This window comes from Staphylococcus warneri, from assembly GCF_900636385.1.
GTDB classification, from domain to species: Bacteria; Bacillota; Bacilli; order Staphylococcales; family Staphylococcaceae; genus Staphylococcus; species Staphylococcus warneri.
This window is the reverse complement of the sequence record NZ_LR134269.1, coordinates 97,714-116,875: the sequence shown is the minus strand read 5'-3', so window position 1 is coordinate 116,875 and position 19,162 is coordinate 97,714. Positions and strand designations below refer to the sequence as shown.

Sequence of the window (19,162 nt, the reverse complement as noted above, 5' to 3'; positions counted from 1 at the left end):
AGGAGTGAACGATATGGATAACAAAATCGTCATCGCGTTAGGCGGTAATGCTCTACAAACTGATGATGGCTCAGCTGACGCACAAAGAAAAGCAATACGTTCGACAATGCAAGCACTCAAACCTTTATTTGATACTGATGCAGACATTGTTATCTCTCATGGTAACGGTCCACAAATTGGTACGATGTTAATCCAACAAGCTAAAGCAGATAGTCCACAAACCCCTGCCATGCCGCTTGATGTTTGTGGTTCCATGACCCAAGGTATGATAGGATTCTGGATAGAGACGGAAGTCAACAGAGTACTTGCTGAAATTAAGAGTCCAAGACGTGCAGGTACAGTAATTACTCGTGTTGAGGTCGACGAACATGACCCCCGTATGTCTAACCCAACTAAACCTATTGGACCATTTTACACTAAAGAAGAAGCTGAGCAATTACAGCAAGCCAATCCAGAATCAACTTATAAGGAAGATGCTGGACGTGGTTACCGTAAAGTGGTACCTTCACCTTTGCCAGTGTCTATTTTAGAGCATCAACTCATTAGTACATTAGTAGAGAATCAAAATATCATCATTGCATGTGGTGGCGGCGGCATACCAGTTATTAAGCGCAACGACACATATGAAGGTGTCGAAGCTGTAATAGATAAAGACTTTGCCAGTGAACGCTTAGCACAACTCATCGACGCTAATACTTTAATGATATTAACGAACGTAGAGCATGTATATATCAACTATAACGAGCCTAATCAAGAGGCATTAACAAACGTTGACGTTGCAACGTTAAAACAATATGCCAAAGATGGTAAATTTGCCGAGGGTTCTATGCTTCCTAAAATCGAAGCTGCCATTGATTTTGTTGAAAGTGGTGAAGGCCGACGCGCGATTATCACTAATTTAGATAATGCATATGAAGCATTCAAAGGACATGTTGGCACACAAATTGAGCATTAATCACTAAGGTGGTGACTTTATGACAAACAACCAATCACGAGGCATTGCAATCGATAATTCAATAATCACAAATCATAGTGATCAGTGTCTTGAACGACTTGCCCAATTGATTCACATCCCTTCTGTTGCTTTACAACCTTACAAAAATGAATGTATCGTTAGACAATATAACAAAGGACAAGTCATTTACTATTCTTCTGACGAATTAACACATATTTACTATTTGATTGATGGTTATATATTAAGAGAACAATTTAGTATGAATGGTGATGTATACCGCATCTTAAACAAGGATGATAAATTATTCCCCATGCATAACCTCTTTCAAGAGAAGACGACGAATGAAATGTGTACAGCCATTACAGACTGTATCATGATTGCCGTTCCCATTGATCTTATTGAATATCTATGTAGAAACAATGACAAAGTGTTTATTAGAATTTACCAATTGTTATGTAACAATCAGAAACAACAAATTGAATATCATATGGCACTCAGTTCTAAAAGTGCAAAAGAACGCGTGATTAAAATATTAATTTATTTATGTCACATGATTGGTTATGATAACGACGAATTTTATGAAATCAAATCATTTTTAACAATTCAAATGATTAGTGATCTTGCAAGTATTTCACGTGAAACAACTGGCCATATTATTCAAGAATTGAAAGAGCAAAATATTTTGCTTAAACACCATAAAAACTGGATTATCAGTAAACAAATTTTAGCGTAATCATTTTATCCCATAAACCCATATTCACCTCATCCCATGGTTAATCAGCATATGAAGACCTCCTTTTATTAAACTAGCATGGTGATTAACCGACTAAAGCTCGACAAAGATCAATGTAGCGATCGCTGTCGAGCTTTTTTGATACGCTTAATCAATAGCAACCCCCCCTTTACTACGGCGGATAGTAAAGGGGTCTGGGGAAATTATTTATATGTCATCTATTGAATGATTTTAATTGTTAAAGGGAACTGTCACTAATGAATCTTTACATCTACTAATGCAGAATGCTTATTTTAAGAAATCTGGTTCTAAATATGGTGCACCGTTTGAATAGTCATAGAAACCTTTACCTACGCCACGGCCTAATTCACCTTTATCGATTTTACTTTGTAATAAATCAACAACTTTACCATCGATTTCATCGTTAGATTCTTGGTAAATAGCATTTAAAATGTGATACATCGTATTTAATCCAATGATATCTACAATAGCTAATGGACCATGAACCGCATGGAATCCAATCATCCATGTTTTATCAATTGTTTCAACATTTGCAATGTCTTTAACTAATAATTTAAGTCCAGCATGAAGTAATGGAATTAATAACGTATTTAAGATATATCCTGGTTGTTCTTTGTGAATTGGAATCACTACTAAGTGAATATCACGTGCAAATGCTAAGATTTTATTAAATGTGTCTTCTGTTGTTTTGCTTGCAACCATGACTTCACCAGTGTTTTTAAGCCATACACCATTTGAGAAGTGTAATGCCGCGAATTTTTCTGGACGACCAGTTAAGTCTTCAAAGTCACTTGGTCTTAATGTAGAAGAGTTTGTAACGATATACGCATCTTCATTTAAAACTTCGCTTAATTGTTTATAGAAATCCTTTTTAATATCAGTGTTTTCTGGTACAACTTCAATAACTAAATCTGCATCTTTTGTTGCTTCAGCTAAATCAGTATAGTAGCTAATATTTGATTCAAATTTGTCTACAGTTGCGTCATCCACATTCATATCTGATTTGTAATCTTGTTTGATTTGTTTTACACGGCCTTTAGCAGCTTCAATCGCATCATCACTAATATCATAAAGTGACACGTTAAAGTCACCAGACGCAGTTTGGAATGCGATTTGACTACCTAAGACACCGCCACCTGCTACAGTAATATTTTTGAATCCATGTGTTAAATATTTAATTTCTTTTGGATTATCAAAGAAGTTGTCACTCTTGAATTCAGGGTTTGGATAATTGTAGAAACCTTTACCTACAGATTTACCAAGACGACCTTCTTCTACCATACCTTCTAAGAATTTAAGATAGTTTTTAGCCCATTCTGGTGAATTTTCATCCATTTTTGATTTTCTGATATTTAAATGTGTCGCGATACCAACGATATCATTCATACCAAATGGTCCATGTTCATCGTTTGTCGCTTTCATCCATGTTTTATCGATCATTTTATAATCTGCAACTTCGTTACCTAGTAAGTAACCTGCTTGTGTTACTAAAGGTACAAGTAATGAATTTAAAATATAACCTGGTTGTTCTTTTTGGATTGGAAGTGGTACCATGCCGATTGCTTTCGCAAAGTCTAATACTTCATTAAAGATTTCATCTGAAGTATCTTCCGTACGCATCACTTCACCTGTATTACGTAACCAAATTTCATTAGCAAAGTGTAATGCTAAGAATTTTTCTGGTCTACCTGTAACATCTTTAAATTGACTTGGCGCAAATGTTGAAGAATTTGTTGCGAAAATTGTTTTTTCAGGTGCACTTTCACCTAATTGTTTATAGAAATCTGTTTTAATTGAAACAACTTCTGGAATTGCTTCAATAACAATGTCAGCATCTTTCGCTGCATCAGGAATACTAGTACTAAATTGGATTGATTGATACGCTTGTTCTACTTTCTCTTCAGTCGTATCTAAATCATCTAAATAACGTCCTTTTAAGATATTCAAACGTTCTTTAACTTTTTCTAAAGCCTCATCATTAATATCATATAACGTTACATTAAATCCGTGGAATGCACTTTGGAAAGCGATTTGACTTCCTAGTACACCGCCACCTGCGACTACTACGTTTTTAAAATTCATCTCTTATGCCCCCATAATTCTAATTGCTTACAATTCAAGTATACGCTTAAAATTTATTTATTTGAACTGAATGCCTTTGGATAATATATAAATAATTGGATGGAATATGCAAAGTTATATAAGTGTATGTATATGGATGAAGAATTAGGATGAGAATGAATCATTGAGGAGTTATCAGAAGATAGATATGGATAGGTACAATTTGAAGATATGTATCACCTTTTCCGTAGTTGAATATATAAAAGAGCTCCCTTCAACATAGAGATGATTGCGAGTACGTTGAAGAGAGCGTTGTGGGACGAAATATTTGTTCAATATGATTAGCTATAAAAAATGCGACCGATTGTGACTACGATTAAATCATTGTTTTACGTCAGACGTAAGTATAATAACTATCACTTTTTAGTTTTAACGGTAACTCCTATAATTATTAATAAGTAATTAATAAAAAAGATCATATAAATCAACCTATTTCCAATGTTACTTGCTATGACCTGATCAGTCGATATTAATATTACATTTATAATAATTAATACAATGATGATTGACATGTATACTTTATTTTTAATAAGGATAGGATCAAACCTCCCTGTAATCTATTATGAAGTTAAAACTTATAATACACATCTCTTTTCGCTTTTTTACCAAGTTGCTTCATTCATTTTAATGTGAAAAATATAAAATTATATTTTAAGATTGATGTTTATCAATCATTTGTTCAAAATGAAATTTAATTTTTTGTACAGTTTGTTGTTGTTCCATTTTCACTGCAGCAATTCTATAAGTCCCATCAAATGTTTTAATTTTTGTTACTGCATCTGGCATAAATATGGTTGCTTTACCTGGGTAGCTTACATAGATAGCTTTTTTTACGTCTTTGTAATAGCCAATATATTTCTGCTTACCTACATGTAATTCATATTGATCCCAACCTAATTGAATTAAGGTAATCTCCCTCATAAAGATCTGATTATGGAGATACTTAAAAAGTATGGCAGGTACAAAAAATCCCACAATACAACCTAAAATATTTATAAAAACTAGATCCACTAGAAATGCTAGATTAATAATAATCACCATCACTACCATTGCTAGGCAAATAAAAATAATACCAACTATCACCGGTAATATTAAAAATTTGTTATATTTCAAACGTTCATGATCAACAACCACTTGCTTACCACTTATAGTCCCTTGATAAATAGCATTCTTTATTTGCATATAAGTCCCCCATTTTAAACAGCTACATATAATTTGAATATCTATGTAATAATACATTTAAATCCGAAATGTCTTCATTAAAATTATACAATTATTTCGTTTTTATATAAATGATATATTTAAATATCTTAGATGCGATTTCTATATAAAATCAAAACCAACAAGTACAAAACAATCAGCCATTACAACAAAATCCTCAACAAGCACAAACAAATACAAATCCAACTCAAGATAAGTAACTGCAAGATATAGAAAATTATGAAGCTTATTTAAGAAGTAAAGAGAATATGACCGAATCTGACTTTAAGAAATATAATGAGCTAGTTGGAGATAGACAACTACCTGGTGATGTAGCACAACGCACTGGTCATAATGGGGTCTTATCTGATGATTTAGCAACAGAAAATGACGAATAAAATACATTATAGAAAATCTGAATTTAGCTTTTGTCTTTAAATTTTAATTTAAGGTTTGTTTCCTATAGATAAGGCGACAAACTTTTTTATTTTGTTTTAATATAATGATCAAAACCAAAAAATCAAATAAATATATAATCAAATTAAACTCAATATTTTTATATAGCTTAGACATTTACAAAATATTTAAAATTATCCTTTTTTTATTTAGTGGTCTGTGTTAGAATTTAGTTGTAATTTTCAAAATATTTATAGATGGGGGATTTTTTATGAAAACAACTAAAATTTTAGGGGCAACAACATTAGCAGGTGCATTATTATTTACAGGAGTAAGTTCACATAATGCAAGTGCTGCTGAATCATCAGTAAATGCAAATAACGCTCAATCAGTAGCTACTCAAGTTTGGAAAGAAGATGGTTATAAGCCTGAACGTGTTAATTTCCAAAAAGCCGAAGATAAAGGGGACTATTATTTACTAGGTTATAATAATAAGTCAGGTGTAGGCGACGGTGCTGTTAGAGTATATAAAGATGGCACTGTAGAAACAGGAGAAGGTGTTTTAGCAACAGCTGATGACGGTAAATTTTATAAGAATGGTAAATATCAATTTGATAATTCAAACAATAATGAACAAGGTCAACAACAAGCAACTGATAACACAGTAACTACTCAAAATAATAACCAACAACAAGCAGTTCAAAATAATGCCACACAAGCACAAGAACTACCAGCTACTGGTGAAACAACAAACAATGGTCTAGTAGCATCAATTGCTACGGTATTATTAGCTATTGGTTCATTACTTACTTTCAAACGTTTTTCAAAAGAAAAATAGTTCTAATAATATGCAAAAAGAGTACAATTTTGTACTCTTTTTGTATATATTGATTTAATATTTACTTCTAGGATTATGAGGATTCATATCAGCTAATTCATCATGTATAGCTTTTTGATTTCTTTGTACTTTTTCATAACCTCTGTTGATATCATTAGTCAACTTCTCGATGTTATTGTTTGACTGTTGTATCCCTACATTAAGTTCATTTAATAACCTTTGTTGTTGCTGACCTTGATGATTGATTGCTTGAATAGTTGCTTTTTGATTGTTACTCATACTATTTAATGTATTTTGAATATCATTGATATGAGATTTCAATTCATTCATATTTTTTTGATCTCTATATACATTGATGATTTCTTTCCAACTGTCACCAAATCCAGCATTTAAAATTGCAAATAATGTAGATAAAATATCTAGACTTCTAAACTCAGATGGAAGATATGTTTCTAATTTTTGCGCTTCATTCTCAAAATGGGTATAAATCGATTGATAATCATTCCTTATTTTACTATCAAACCTTTTATGTTCAGATAAAATATATTGCTTGTCACTTTCAAACTGTGCCTCACACCTAGCAATCTCTCTATTAAAGTAATCTTGATCTAGCGCTCTTGCTACAGTCCATTCTCTATATTTAGCTTTGTATATTCTTCTTTCAATAAATCCACCAACAAAACTTAATATCAAATCTACCATTTTATAAGTAACAAAACATAAAATAGTAGCCAGGATTTTTGAAATAAAAAAGAGATTAAGAAATACTATTACTGCAATGATTACTGATACCACCTTACAAATGATATTGATAGGTTTTACAATCGAATCCCTACGCTGCTTATATTTAGCATCAATTTTATCAGTCTCAGGCGTATAATATTTTAATGTTTCTTGCCTTTCATTGTATTCACTGGTAATAGTCTCTATTTTTCTTATCATTATTATTTTTCAATAATTTATTATATTGTGCTTGTCCTTGATTAATAGTATTTCTTATATTATATAACATTAAAAAGTATGATTCTAATTCATCACTATTCATATTTCGCAAGACTTTATTATCGGGTACGCTTTTGTATTTACTTTTGAAACTATCTACACTTTGGATACTCAAATTTTTCATTAAACCCCCACTTTTTTACTATTTAAAGTGCAACTTATACAAATATGATGAGTTAAGTCGCTTAAACTAAATATTAAATTTTTAACCTTCTCTATATATTTATGCATTTTAACTAGACATTAAGATGTATTATATACATCTTAATGGACACCATACGTCCGTCATTTAAAATAATTTTTAAGTATTCTACCTTTAAATCTCATAGTTACTATTTTAAAGTCCCATGTCCTCATTTTTTCGTCTATTTCACATATAATGATTATTCATAGAAAAAGGACAAACACTGATACCACAGTGCTTGTCCTCTTTCATGCTTATATTAATATTACATTTATGTATACTTAAAATCTCATCATCTAACTTCATAATATTTTTCAATTTAGAGTTTTCTATTTACAATCCAATGGAGTGCACCTAATAATATTAAAATAATTCCTGTCTGTATTAATATAGACCCCATTAATTGGTCTTCTAATTTCAATATAATCAATGCTATATCACATATTACGAAAACGACTGAAAACATGGCACTATATTTAAATATACTCTTGTTATACTGAATAAATAAAAATTGTGCTTTAAGCCATATTTCATCATTTTTCATTGATTTTTTTGATCTAAAACCATACCATCGATTTCTTTCTTTTGGATAGGTTTTACTATATGAAATACCTACCACAATCATAAAAAGGCTCATAGGAAAGAGTAACAAGTATATCTCCTCTATTCGTAAAAATTTCAAATAAACATCATTTAGTTTATATCAATATACTATATATCCATTCAGTGAAGTAAGTTTCTAAAAATGCTGCAATAATATATAAAGGTAGCGCAATTAAGATATATGTTTTAATTAATTGAATTAACGCTTGTTTAAATGAAACATTTTGCCTTTTCTCTTTTCTAAATAGATTGCTTATTTTTCTAACAATCGCTTGATTTAATTTATATAAACTACTTACAACAAAACACATCGCAAGTATTTCAATAATGATATGTGGAATTGAGGATACAATTATTATCAAACCTTTATGAAAGTCAAAATTGATTACGAATCCGAACATAATTCCTGTAATTGTGCTTGTAGAAATTAAATTTACGCAATATAAAAATGGAATAGGAATTAAAGAGAGTATTAGCATTTGTAAAGGGACTCTAAAACCATTATTTATGATGAATTCCCATACTTTATTTAAACCAGTAGCTTTATCTAAGCTAGATGGTATTTGGTCTCCCATATTTTTAAAAGTATCGAGAGATGGACTAAATATACTAGATAAAATAAAGCTTATAATCAAAATAATCATCGCAAATACAAACCATTTCCTAGTCCTTTGAAAATAATGTTTATCGCTTATATTTAACATAGTCTTCTCCTTTAACTATTGATGAAAATTCATGAAAAATACAAAGAAATTTGCCAAATCTACTATGATTAATTTCAGTCTAACATTAGAATATCAATAAATACAAAAACACTTTTATTCAAAAATTAATGACTATATAAGTAAATTTAAAATAAGAAAGGAGAAATAATAAATGAAAAAGTCTTAGTTACTTTGTATTAGTATATTATCAATTTTACCTTTGGAATATTTAGGAATTCTAATAGATTATCAATTCCAAAATATATTAGGTTATATACCATTAGTAATCGTTTCTATATTATTAGTATTAAACATTAAAAATTATGTTCTAGTATTTTTATTCAGAACATTAGGAATAGTAATTTCTCTATTTTATACGAATATCTTTATGAATTTAGAACAATCAGCATCCTATTTTAAACCTTTTTATGCATAGTGATAAGTTGCCTAGATTTTATTGAATTCAATTTCAGCACCTTTTCTCTTATTCTCTAATTTCAATTGTTCTACTTCTGATAGTTCTTCCAATCTCTTACTATAATCATATAGTTTACCGTCTTGTTGGTTAAACCTATGCCTTTCACTCTTCTCAATATCATTGACATCAAGTTTTCACTTGTTTTCTATTCCTAATATTTAATGCTTTCATAATTCTTTTGTCATATAAACAACTACTTTCATTTCAATCACTTTATTTTTAGTTGCTAATGAATAAACTACTCTTTTCATAGAAAAAACACCTTCGCATGATTCATTTTAATATGAATTCAACGAAAGTGTTTTTAAGTTATTTCCCAAATTTTGGGTCATTGCAGAGTCCCTTTTTATTATTGATTATTTCTTCTTTTTAATTGTTTTTGCTTTCTGTGACTTTTTATCATTTTGTTTTTCAAATGATTTTACATACTCGTCTGCAATTTTTGAATAATATTGATTTGAAAAATACATTTGAATGATAAGAAATAATGCATTGATGGACCAATATAGTCCTAAAGCAGATGCTGATGTGAATGAAATATAAATAATAAATATAGGTGAAATTACCATCATCATATAGCCCATTTGTCTTTGTTCTTGGGGCATGTTACCTAAACTTACTAGAGATTGGATAAAATATAAAATACCCGCAATGAGTGTTATATAAATATCTGGATTGGATAAATCAAACCATAAAAAGTGAGGATATTGTGATAAATGATTATGTACTGGCCATTTTAGTGATGCATATAGACCAAATAATATTGGCATTTGAATAAGCATAGGAAGACAACCTAACATGCTTTTCATTGGATTAATATGGTATTTTTTATATACATCCATCATCTCTTTATTAGCATCCATTTTTTCTTCTTGTGTGCGCGCACGTCGCACTTTTTCTTGAATAGGATCTAACTCTGGTTTAGCGATTTTCATTAGTTTTCTCATAAACTGGCCATTTTTAGTTTGTGATAACATAAATGGCAACATTATTAATCTAATCGCTAATACGATAATAATAATAGCTAGACCATAATTATGATTAAGATGTTCTCCCATCCAATTTAAAAATAAATCCATTGGTTTAGCAAAAGTATTATAGAAAAAGCCATTTCGATTCTCTGGTTTAGAATAGTTACAAGCTGATAAAAATACAGGTGCTAATAATACTAAAATCACATATTTTAGTTTCATTTTTATGTATCCTTTCAACAAAATAATTAAAAAAGCAACCATATAGGTTGCCTGTGAATATTACAATAAAGTGTAAAAAAATTACTAAAGTCATCTTACTAAAAAAAGAATTTAAATTAAAGTGAAAATATATAATTCATACAAATTGACTTTACATAATTATTAATTAGTTTAATCATATTTAAATGGAGAACACTGACATCACAGTGCTTGTCCCTCTTTCACTAGCTTCACTTAAACTCTTACCTAAATTTATGAGTAACTTATAATTATTTCTAATTTACCATCAAATAGGATATTTTGGTCTTCATTTGTAATGATAAAATGTCTACCCTTTTGTATATCGTGTCTTTCATCATCTATAATCACACTACCTGTCCCATCGATGACTGAAACTAAGCAATAAGCATATGGTTTTTTGTAATTTAATTTCCCATTAATTCCCCATTTTTCTACTGTAAAAAATTCGTTTGATACAAATTGAGTTACTGTCTGTCCTTGAACTTCACTTTGTTGAGGTACCACATTAGGGTTCTCTTGATTAATATTGATGACTGCTTTACTTTGTTCTAAGTGTAAATCTCTTAAATGCCCATGTTTATCTTTACGATCATAATCATATATACGGTAAGTTGTATCAGAAGACTGCTGAGTTTCTAATATCAATATACCTGAACCAATAGCATGAACTGTCCCCGCAGGCACATAATAGAAGTCACCTGGTTTAACTTTCACCTTTTTAAATAACCGATCAAACTCTCGATTATTAATACACTCAACCAAATCTTCTTTATTATCAACATTAATGCCGTAGATGATTTCTGCATCTTCTTTGGCATCTAAGATATACCAACATTCAGTTTTACCGTATTCACCTTCATACTTTTGAGCATAATCGTCATCGGGATGAACTTGTACCGATAATTTATCATTAGCATCTAAGATTTTAGTTAATAATGGAAATTTATCTCTTTTATCATTTCCAAATAATGAACGATCAATTGACCATACTTCATCTAACGTTTTACCTTTATAATGACCATTTTCTATCACATTGGGACCATTGGGATGTGCTGAAATGGCCCAACATTCTCCAACATTATTGCTAGGTAAATGATAATTAAATGATTCTAATGCAGTGCCACCCCAAATTTTTTCCTGAAATACTGGTTTTAAAAATAATGCCATGTTTTATTTCACCTCTATATCTCTTTTAAAATGTCGTAAATATCGTCTTTTGATGGTGCATTAATAAGTGCTTCTCTTGTTTTGTCATCCATCAGACTTCTAGACAGTCTTTGTAGTAATTTCAAATGTGTATTATTACTGTCATTTGGTACGACAATCATAAAGAGTATTTTCGGAAGTGACTCATCTAAACTAATCCAATCTACGCCTTCTTTATTTTGTAAAACGGCTACAGTAGGTTGGTTAACTGCATCAGATTTAGCATGAGGAATTGCCACATTCATACCAATGGCTGTAGTTGATTCCGCTTCTCTATCTAAAATAGCTTGTTTAACAACATCTTCATTGTCGATAAAGCGATGTTCTTTTAAATTTTTCACCATATAATCAATAGCTTCTTCTTTAGTTTTCACATTAGTGTTGATATTGATAACATCTTTTTGAAATACGTTATCGTCATGTTTAACACTTTCATCCACTTTAGACTCTGAATATTTGCTTCCTTGACTACTATTTGTACTTCTTTCTAAATGCGTATCTTCTTGATCCTCTTCTACATCAGTCACAGGTGTATTTCTTTTTAAAATTAAAATTGTAATCATTGTTACCAAGCTACCGATAATGACTGCGATAAAGAACCAAATAATATGATCGATACCACCTAAAACAGCAACAATAGGACCACCATGCGCAACTCTATCTCCAACGCCACCCATAGCAGCAATGACTGCAGCAACCATTGCACCAATCATATTAGAAGGTATGATACGCAATGGATCTTGTGCAGCAAATGGTATAGCACCTTCAGTAATACCAAATAATCCCATAGTAAATGAGGCTTTCCCCATTTCTTGTTCAGCATGATTGAATTTATGTTTTTGAACAAATGTTGCTAACCCTAATCCAATTGGCGGTGTACAAACGGCAACTGCTACCATTCCCATCACAGCATAATTTCCTTCTGCAATAAGAGCAGATCCGAATAAGAAAGCTACTTTATTCACAGGACCTCCCATATCAAATGCAATCATTGCACCTATAATAAGGGCTAATATAATAATGTTAGCGCCCTGCATACCCTTCAACCATCCAGTTAAAGCTGTAAATATACCTGAAATAGGCGCTCCTATAAGGAATATAAAGATAAGTCCTACTATTAAAGATGCAAGTATTGGAATAATGATAATTGGCATAATAGGTGCCATTGCTTTAGGTACTCTAATATTTTTAATCCATTTAGCAACATATCCTGCTATGAAACCTGCCACAATACCACCTAAGAAACCTGCGCCAGCTTCACTACCGTATAAGCTTCCATCAGCTGCAATAGCACCACCAATCATACCTGGGACTAAACCTGGTTTATCAGCAATACTATATGCGATATAACCTGCTAATATTGGAACCATAAAACCAAATGATAATTTACCTATATTCTCAATTGATTTCCAAAATGAATCATCAGGAATTTTGAGACCTTCAGATGTAGGGTGTTCTCCTAAAGTTAAAGCGATTGCTATCAGTAAACCACCCACTACGATAAACGGAACCATGAATGATACACCATTCATTAAATGTTGATACACCATCTGAATACCGCTTTTTCGATCTTCTTCGTCATCCGAATCATTAGATTGTGTTGTTGCATTTTTATCATGATAAATTTTGGCATCTTGATCTATAATTCTTTGTATTAAGGTTTCTGGATGATGGATGCCTTCTCTTACATTTTCATTTATCAATCTCTTACCATTAAATCTTGATAAATCCACTTGTCTATCAGCTGCAATAATAATGCCATCAGCTTCTCTAATTTCCTTTGCAGTTAAAACGTTCTCTGCACCTACGCCACCTTGTGTCTCAACTTTAATATCTACTCCCATTTTCTTGGCTGCTTGTTCTAACTTCTCTTGAGCCATATAAGTATGAGCGATACCGTTTGGACAAGATGTTATTGCTAATATTTTCATCGTCTTCACGCTCCTTTAATTATAGTGTAAGCGTTGTCATGCGGCTATAAAAAAAGATAATTACCGTTACTAGTGGTAATTATCCTTTGATTAGTTTTAATATTTTATTTTGAAATGTTGTTTCTTCAAGATGTGCTAATTGATGAATATCTTCTTCATCTAATAATGACAAATTTTGCATCATTTGTTTCATCAAATGGATATCTGGTTTAGCAATTGCTAAGAAAAACACTAATTTTATCTTATGCTCTTTCCAATAAAATCCATTATTACTCTTAAATATAATAATATTTGAGCTTAATACCTTTGTAGGATCACCATGGGGCATTGTCATGCTATTACCGATATATGTTGAGGAGGCTTTTTCTCTATTTAATGCTGTTTCTATATATCCACTACTAATCGCTTTATAGTTATTCAAAATTTGATGCGCCGTTTCAAACACACCTGGTATGGTTTGTATAAAATCATTGTTAACGATCGTAACAGGTATCTCATTTAATTCATTATTTTTAGCTATCGGGTTTAATTTACCTTTAACGATTCGATTCAATTTAAATTGATCATCTTCTGAAAATAGTGGAGAAACTTTAATTACATCTAAAACTTGTGGTAATTGCATATGAATATCATGCGTTGTAATAAGTATATCTATATTTTCAAATGCATCATTTTCAATATCTTCAAATCTTAGTATATCTGTAACCTTAACATGCTGGTTAACTTTCGATATTTTGGTTTCTAATAATTGAGAAATACCTAATCCATAGTAACAACAAATAGCTATATTAACCTGTGATACTTCATTTCTGTCTATAGATGCTTGAAAATGAATCGTCAAAAATGCAATTTCATCTTCACTTAAATTGATTCCAGTATCTTTAGCAAGTTCATGGATAATATCATATAATACGTTAAATACATATGGATAAAGTATTTTTATTTCACCTGTTAATGGGTTATTTAAGTAAACTTCTTTCATAATTCTTAAATATGTACGGCTAAAATGTGCAAGTAAATTGTCCTTTAAAACATTATCCGAACCAAATTTAAGATGCATCTTTTGTTCCATTTTTGTAATCAACTGTTGTATGTAACTTTCAATGAAAACTTTCTCAAAACCTAAATCAAATTTATTAAAATGATAGCTAATAAAAAATGAGAATAACTGTACCGTTTGCGTATTTAAATGATATCCTAAGCGCTGATTGATGTCTTTTATAATTTCATTTGAAATAACTAGTGATTCATCATTAATATTCCATGATTCTTCTGATATGGATTGCCTTTTTTAAATTAATATTAGGTGTATGACAAGTTGTTCTATTTGAAGATGTGAAGTACGAATATCATGAACGCTTAAGTTGTCTTCAATTATTTGTTTAATCATTTGTATATGAGCCTTGGGCAATTCATTTAATATCAAATCTTCAACTCGGTGGTGTTGCTTTGATAATTGATTCAAATGTAAAATCGCATTATTAATATCTTTTTCATTACCTGTTACCGTAATACCTGTCTTTCTCTTGATAATGATATTAACTTCATATTTCTCACACCACATTTGAATTCTACTCATATAATCCAAAATCTCTTTCTTAGACAATTGAAATTGTTCCATTAATTCACTTATTAATACTGATTTACTATACATGAGTAATTGATATGCTATTTTAATCAATAACTTACCATCTTGATTTAAATAATTGTTTAGTTGATGATCAATGTCTTCAAGTGAATAACGTGTCGTATTTAAGAAATACCCTTTAGATTTAATATTCCCAATCACTTCTGGCATAAATTGATTATTAATGATTTTGATATCGGTTCTAGCTGTCCTATTTGAAATATTTAAATAGGCCGCTATATCATCAGATTTTAGATAATCACTCCGATTATTACGTAATAATTCTATAAGCTTAATTTGTCTTTCAATCATTAAAAACCCCCCTTTCATCTAAAATTCATTTGAAATAACGCTTTCAAACCATATTTTAGAATTAAAAGGAGGTTTCGGCAATTAAATGTACTATTGAGTAATTTAATGAAATGAGTAATTATAATTCATTGTATTTTGAATTATTATCTTTACTTTTATCTACAGGATACTTTTCTGCGTTTTTAACAAGTTTTTGCTCTATAATTTCATTGATATCGAAATCTAGATTATCGGCAAACATATAACTATATATTAAAATATCAGCCAATTCTTCTGCTAATCGTTCTCTTTTACTTTCGACAACATCTTCTGATGATTTCCATTGAAATAATTCTAGTAACTCCGAAGCTTCTAGTGTTATAGACAACGCCAAGTCCTTTTCATTATGAAATTGTCTCCAATTACGTTCATCTCTAAATTGATTAATTTTTTCCATAACACTGTTTTCAGTTCTCATTTCTATCATCCTTTCGAAGCTTCTTTAAGTGCATTTCTTAGTTCATCATCAACCGCATAAATATATAAACCATTGACTCCTCTAGTAAGCAGAACGTGCAATTCATTTCTTAATAATTCTTCGCCAAAATTTTTCATAGTATCATCAGAAAGTTTTCGGTTTTGTGTTACCTGTATATTTTTACTTTCACTTTTATCATAAATAATCTTACCATTTCGAAACTTCACTGATGGTCCAATAATTACACCAGCATAATTTAAATCAAATCCTTGAATTGTAAATGTTGATCCTATTTCATTAATCGTTTGACTCTGTTCTGGCCATGCTAAATTTTTCTCACCTCTAGGACATTTTAATTGTAAGTTCCATGGTCTAGACCATTGTCCTATTTTAACTTCCCAAAATAATCCATCATTCGGTGATTTTCCATTTTTAAATTCCCAATCAAATGTCGCAAGCATTCTAGACAAACCTGATTCAATATTTTTAGATTTTCTTAAAATCGCTTTTTCTAATTCTGCTGGTGTATCAAAAATTTTAATATCGTATCCTTTGCTATCATGGGGGATTGGGTCAATTTTATGATCATCTATTAAATGTCTTAACCAATTCATTGTTTCAATGCTACTATTGATTCTTAGTTGGTTCTTAAGTAGTAAATGATTATTTTGATCTTTAGAATACTGTATTAATTTATCTAGTGTATCAAATTCCCATATTTGTTGTTTACTTAATATCTGTTTTTTATCAAAGACTGCAACAACGACTTTAGCTCTTTTTTGAATATCTTTTAGATGTCCTTCTCCTCGATAAGACATTTTACCTTGCGTAAGCAGTAAATGTGCTTCATCAATAATAACAACATCCGCTTTATCTTCAACATCTCTATTCAAAATAAAACTAGTGGGTTTATTGATTATATTCTGATTTTTTCCTTCTAAACCAAGTTTATTAGCAATTTGCTTATATACCTTTAATTGTTGATCGTGGTTAACCAATAGATGAATATCTAAATTCTTCATCTCATCTAAATCCATCATTTGTTTTAGCTCAAAAAACAATGTGCTCATTAATACAGTTTTACCAGAACCAGCTTCTCCTTCTACTAAAATCAATTGATTTTCTTCACTTTCACTTAAAATAGCATGTTCTATTTTATTTAAAATTTCATCTTTAACTGATTGTTGCTCATTCGTTAATTTATGAAATGGAGATGCTTTAAAAATCGCTGAGTCTTTAATTACACTTTCAATAGGAAAAAGTTTGCTATTCTCTTTATGTAATTGTTGCCAAATATTTGTGAATATTTCATCTAATTTTTCAGAAGTATAATATTCATTTTGCTGATTTGTTCTACTATTAAATATTGAAGTCACAGCATCTACACTAGACAAATACTGCATAAACTTGTTCTCTATATCTAAAGTTAAAGACTTATTAAAGAACGGATGTCCGATGACATACATTGAAGACGTATCAGAACTGTAAAATGATTTCCAATAGTCTTTAAGCTTCACATCATTTTTCAAATGTTGAATAGTTCTATTTTTGATATCCGTTGTTTCACCAACATACAAATTAAAGTGATCAGACTTATTTTTATCATTTATAATATAGACAGTGGGATATCTGAGTAAAAATTTGGAATCATCACTCTGTTGCCACTCGCCTAATGAATTAACTAGCTCTTCATTAGAATAACTAATATTTTTTATAATCGGCTTCCTCATGCTACTCATAAATATCCTCCAATCTACTTCATACCTAAAATTACAGAGTACTAAAACCTCTAGCATATAAAACTTTACTACTAAAAATTTTAATAATCCATTTTTCGTATTATCTACTTGATAATCTAAATATATATCTTAAACAAATAAAAATCTACTTTTATAACCACAAATAAGCACTCGCCGTACTAGCGAGTGCTTTTATATTGTATTTTATATTTCTCTCAATTGGCTTTCAATCTCGTCTCTTTTGCCCTCTAGGAAATCGGGGAGGTTGAGTTGTTGACCTAGTTTATCGACGGGTGTATCAACGGTAAACCCTGGCTCTGCTGTCGCAAATTCAAATAGGATTTGGTTATGTCGATAGTATAATGATTTGAAGAAGTATCGATCGATAATGCCGGAGTTAGGGTTGGGTTGTCGTGCTATTTTCTCATAAATGTCATTTAAGTCTGTATCTGTAGGTAGATTGACTGCTACATGATGTACATAGCCTTGCCCTGGTCGAACACGATGACCTTGTTGATTAACAATGACGAAGTCTGTATATAACCCTTGTTCGTCCAATGTCATGATGGTTGTGTTATCGTCTACTTCTAAATCATTACGTTGATGATAACCTAAGATATATTCAAGAAATTCAGTTAATGCTTCTGGCTTTCTACTACGTAATTCAACTGGTCCCATTCCCAGTATTTGAACATCTTTAGGTATGTCTGTATCATCATTGGCTGACCATTGTTTTGGCGTTTGATAATGATCGTTGACTAATAAAATGATTTCAAGTTCATCCGGATCTTTTAGCAACACCGCAGACTGACCTACATAGGTGAGTGACGTCCATTCCACATTGTTTTGGTCTAATCGTTGTTTAAAATAGTCCAATGCCGTTTCTGATGGTACGAGTAATGTTAACCGATGAATCGAATCTGTTCCAGGTCTATGTTTACCAACATTTTCAATTTCAAAAAATGTCAATAATGTACCAGGATGACCTGCATTATCACCATAAAATAAATGATACATTTTTGTATTATCTTGATTAACTGTTTTCTCTACTAATCTTAATCCAAGTAACTCAGTATAAAACGCCTTATTTTTGACCGCATCTTTGGTGTACATCGAAATATGATGGTGCCCTACTATTGTCATAACAACCACTCCTCTAACTCTATCTTTTCATCTATTAAATAGTGTTTGTATGTATTTAGCAACTTATCTGTTTTAAAATCAAATCCTATAATCAAGCTTATTCAATTCTGGTATCATTTACATCGATTTAAACCTAATAGTAGGACGAGAAAAACAACATATTAAATGCCATTCAAGCACAACTTAATCCTTTGTTGTAAACTAAAGGGTAAATTGCATTTCTATACATCAGAATTTTATAAATGATTTAATTAATTCATAAACGTTGTATTATGATACCTAACGTGATATAATAACA

General features: G+C 30.7%; 18 protein-coding genes. 4 read left to right on the top strand and 14 right to left on the bottom strand.

The features are described 5' to 3' along the window. The first annotated feature begins 13 nt into the window (after positions 1 to 13). Both arcC and EL082_RS00540 read left to right on the top strand, forming a co-directional pair. Positions 14 to 955 carry a carbamate kinase gene (arcC, locus tag EL082_RS00545; protein WP_103286063.1) on the top strand — a complete coding sequence of 314 codons (942 nt, stop codon included), beginning with the start codon at positions 14 to 16 and terminating at the stop codon, positions 953 to 955. A 19-nt stretch (positions 956 to 974) separates the two neighbouring features. Further along, a complete protein-coding gene (locus EL082_RS00540) occupies positions 975 to 1,688 on the top strand; it encodes a Crp/Fnr family transcriptional regulator (protein WP_002466992.1) in 714 nt (237 codons plus the stop codon). A gap of 288 nt (positions 1,689 to 1,976) precedes the next feature. Here the strand turns inward: EL082_RS00540 and EL082_RS00535 are convergent, their stop codons facing one another. Together EL082_RS00535 and EL082_RS00530 are read right to left on the bottom strand one after the other, a co-directional pair. Then, positions 1,977 to 3,791: a 3-hydroxyacyl-CoA dehydrogenase gene (locus EL082_RS00535; protein WP_103286062.1), complete on the bottom strand. Its 1,815-nt coding sequence runs from the start codon at positions 3,789 to 3,791 to the stop codon at positions 1,977 to 1,979. 690 nt (positions 3,792 to 4,481) lie between these two features. Beyond that, the gene (locus EL082_RS00530) at positions 4,482 to 5,012 is read right to left on the bottom strand and encodes a hypothetical protein (RefSeq protein WP_103286061.1); all 531 of its coding nucleotides are present in this window, start codon (positions 5,010 to 5,012) and stop codon (positions 4,482 to 4,484) included. A gap of 287 nt (positions 5,013 to 5,299) precedes the next feature. Here EL082_RS00530 and EL082_RS12095 point away from each other — a divergent pair, with 287 nt between their 5' ends. Both EL082_RS12095 and EL082_RS00525 read left to right on the top strand, forming a co-directional pair. Then, on the top strand, positions 5,300 to 5,428 hold the full coding sequence (locus EL082_RS12095; protein WP_257470090.1) for a hypothetical protein: 129 nt from the start codon (positions 5,300 to 5,302) through the stop codon (positions 5,426 to 5,428). A 269-nt stretch (positions 5,429 to 5,697) separates the two neighbouring features. Then, entirely contained in the window at positions 5,698 to 6,264 is a 567-nt protein-coding gene (locus tag EL082_RS00525; protein ID WP_049415469.1) for an LPXTG cell wall anchor domain-containing protein, read from the top strand. 54 nt (positions 6,265 to 6,318) lie between these two features. On the opposite strand, the gene EL082_RS00520 is transcribed toward EL082_RS00525, so the two are convergent. The 12 genes from EL082_RS00520 to EL082_RS00470 all read right to left on the bottom strand — a co-directional run bounded on the left by EL082_RS00520 (position 6,319) and on the right by EL082_RS00470 (position 18,864). Then, a complete protein-coding gene (locus EL082_RS00520) occupies positions 6,319 to 6,966 on the bottom strand; it encodes a hypothetical protein (RefSeq protein WP_126474879.1) in 648 nt (215 codons plus the stop codon). A 208-nt stretch (positions 6,967 to 7,174) separates the two neighbouring features. After that, on the bottom strand, positions 7,175 to 7,390 hold the full coding sequence (locus tag EL082_RS00515) for a hypothetical protein (RefSeq protein WP_103286059.1): 216 nt from the start codon (positions 7,388 to 7,390) through the stop codon (positions 7,175 to 7,177). Between the two features lie 379 nt (positions 7,391 to 7,769). After that, positions 7,770 to 8,102 carry an SdpI family protein gene (locus tag EL082_RS00510; protein WP_015364602.1) on the bottom strand — a complete coding sequence of 111 codons (333 nt, stop codon included), beginning with the start codon at positions 8,100 to 8,102 and terminating at the stop codon, positions 7,770 to 7,772. Between the two features lie 46 nt (positions 8,103 to 8,148). Next, positions 8,149 to 8,757, bottom strand: a complete 609-nt coding sequence (locus EL082_RS00505; RefSeq protein ID WP_103286058.1) for a stage II sporulation protein M — start codon at positions 8,755 to 8,757, stop codon at positions 8,149 to 8,151. A gap of 834 nt (positions 8,758 to 9,591) precedes the next feature. Next, a complete protein-coding gene (gene yidC / locus EL082_RS00500; RefSeq protein WP_049415466.1) occupies positions 9,592 to 10,428 on the bottom strand; it encodes a membrane protein insertase YidC in 837 nt (278 codons plus the stop codon). A gap of 252 nt (positions 10,429 to 10,680) precedes the next feature. Further along, positions 10,681 to 11,616, bottom strand: coding sequence for a mannose-6-phosphate isomerase, class I (manA, locus tag EL082_RS00495; protein ID WP_103286057.1), 936 nt, complete (start codon positions 11,614 to 11,616; stop codon positions 10,681 to 10,683). Positions 11,617 to 11,630: 14 nt separating this feature from the next. After that, positions 11,631 to 13,586 (bottom strand): fructose-specific PTS transporter subunit EIIC, encoded by a 1,956-nt coding sequence (locus tag EL082_RS00490; RefSeq protein WP_103286056.1) that lies wholly within the window; start codon positions 13,584 to 13,586, stop codon positions 11,631 to 11,633. Between the two features lie 79 nt (positions 13,587 to 13,665). Then, positions 13,666 to 14,670 carry a BglG family transcription antiterminator gene (locus EL082_RS12150; RefSeq protein WP_257470091.1) on the bottom strand — a complete coding sequence of 335 codons (1,005 nt, stop codon included), beginning with the start codon at positions 14,668 to 14,670 and terminating at the stop codon, positions 13,666 to 13,668. 207 nt (positions 14,671 to 14,877) lie between these two features. Then, complete coding sequence (locus EL082_RS12145) at positions 14,878 to 15,525, bottom strand: HTH domain-containing protein (RefSeq protein ID WP_232012195.1); 648 nt, start codon at positions 15,523 to 15,525, stop codon at positions 14,878 to 14,880. Positions 15,526 to 15,643: 118 nt separating this feature from the next. After that, positions 15,644 to 15,982, bottom strand: a complete 339-nt coding sequence (locus tag EL082_RS00480; RefSeq protein WP_049415534.1) for a nucleotide pyrophosphohydrolase — start codon at positions 15,980 to 15,982, stop codon at positions 15,644 to 15,646. Positions 15,983 to 15,987: 5 nt separating this feature from the next. Then, on the bottom strand, positions 15,988 to 17,721 hold the full coding sequence (locus EL082_RS00475) for a DNA/RNA helicase domain-containing protein (RefSeq protein WP_103286055.1): 1,734 nt from the start codon (positions 17,719 to 17,721) through the stop codon (positions 15,988 to 15,990). 204 nt (positions 17,722 to 17,925) lie between these two features. After that, the gene (locus tag EL082_RS00470; protein WP_103286054.1) at positions 17,926 to 18,864 is read right to left on the bottom strand and encodes a VOC family protein; all 939 of its coding nucleotides are present in this window, start codon (positions 18,862 to 18,864) and stop codon (positions 17,926 to 17,928) included. Positions 18,865 to 19,162 lie beyond the last annotated feature (298 nt).

Bases quoted from the DNA above. Each gene is read 5' to 3' on its own strand.
- arcC (WP_103286063.1), top strand. From the start codon at position 14: ATGGATAACAAAATCGTCATCGCGTTAGGCGGTAATGCTCTACAAACT.
- EL082_RS00540 (WP_002466992.1), top strand. From the start codon at position 975: ATGACAAACAACCAATCACGAGGCATTGCAATCGATAATTCAATAATC.
- EL082_RS00535 (WP_103286062.1), bottom strand. From the start codon at position 3,791: ATGAATTTTAAAAACGTAGTAGTCGCAGGTGGCGGTGTACTAGGAAGT.
- EL082_RS00530 (WP_103286061.1), bottom strand. From the start codon at position 5,012: ATGCAAATAAAGAATGCTATTTATCAAGGGACTATAAGTGGTAAGCAA.
- EL082_RS12095 (WP_257470090.1), top strand. From the start codon at position 5,300: ATGACCGAATCTGACTTTAAGAAATATAATGAGCTAGTTGGAGATAGA.
- EL082_RS00525 (WP_049415469.1), top strand. From the start codon at position 5,698: ATGAAAACAACTAAAATTTTAGGGGCAACAACATTAGCAGGTGCATTA.
- EL082_RS00520 (WP_126474879.1), bottom strand. From the start codon at position 6,966: ATGGTAGATTTGATATTAAGTTTTGTTGGTGGATTTATTGAAAGAAGA.
- EL082_RS00515 (WP_103286059.1), bottom strand. From the start codon at position 7,390: ATGAAAAATTTGAGTATCCAAAGTGTAGATAGTTTCAAAAGTAAATAC.
- EL082_RS00505 (WP_103286058.1), bottom strand. From the start codon at position 8,757: ATGTTAAATATAAGCGATAAACATTATTTTCAAAGGACTAGGAAATGG.
- yidC (WP_049415466.1), bottom strand. From the start codon at position 10,428: ATGAAACTAAAATATGTGATTTTAGTATTATTAGCACCTGTATTTTTA.
- manA (WP_103286057.1), bottom strand. From the start codon at position 11,616: ATGGCATTATTTTTAAAACCAGTATTTCAGGAAAAAATTTGGGGTGGC.
- EL082_RS00490 (WP_103286056.1), bottom strand. From the start codon at position 13,586: ATGAAAATATTAGCAATAACATCTTGTCCAAACGGTATCGCTCATACT.
- EL082_RS12145 (WP_232012195.1), bottom strand. From the start codon at position 15,525: ATGATTGAAAGACAAATTAAGCTTATAGAATTATTACGTAATAATCGG.
- EL082_RS00480 (WP_049415534.1), bottom strand. From the start codon at position 15,982: ATGAGAACTGAAAACAGTGTTATGGAAAAAATTAATCAATTTAGAGAT.
- EL082_RS00475 (WP_103286055.1), bottom strand. From the start codon at position 17,721: ATGAGTAGCATGAGGAAGCCGATTATAAAAAATATTAGTTATTCTAAT.
- EL082_RS00470 (WP_103286054.1), bottom strand. From the start codon at position 18,864: ATGACAATAGTAGGGCACCATCATATTTCGATGTACACCAAAGATGCG.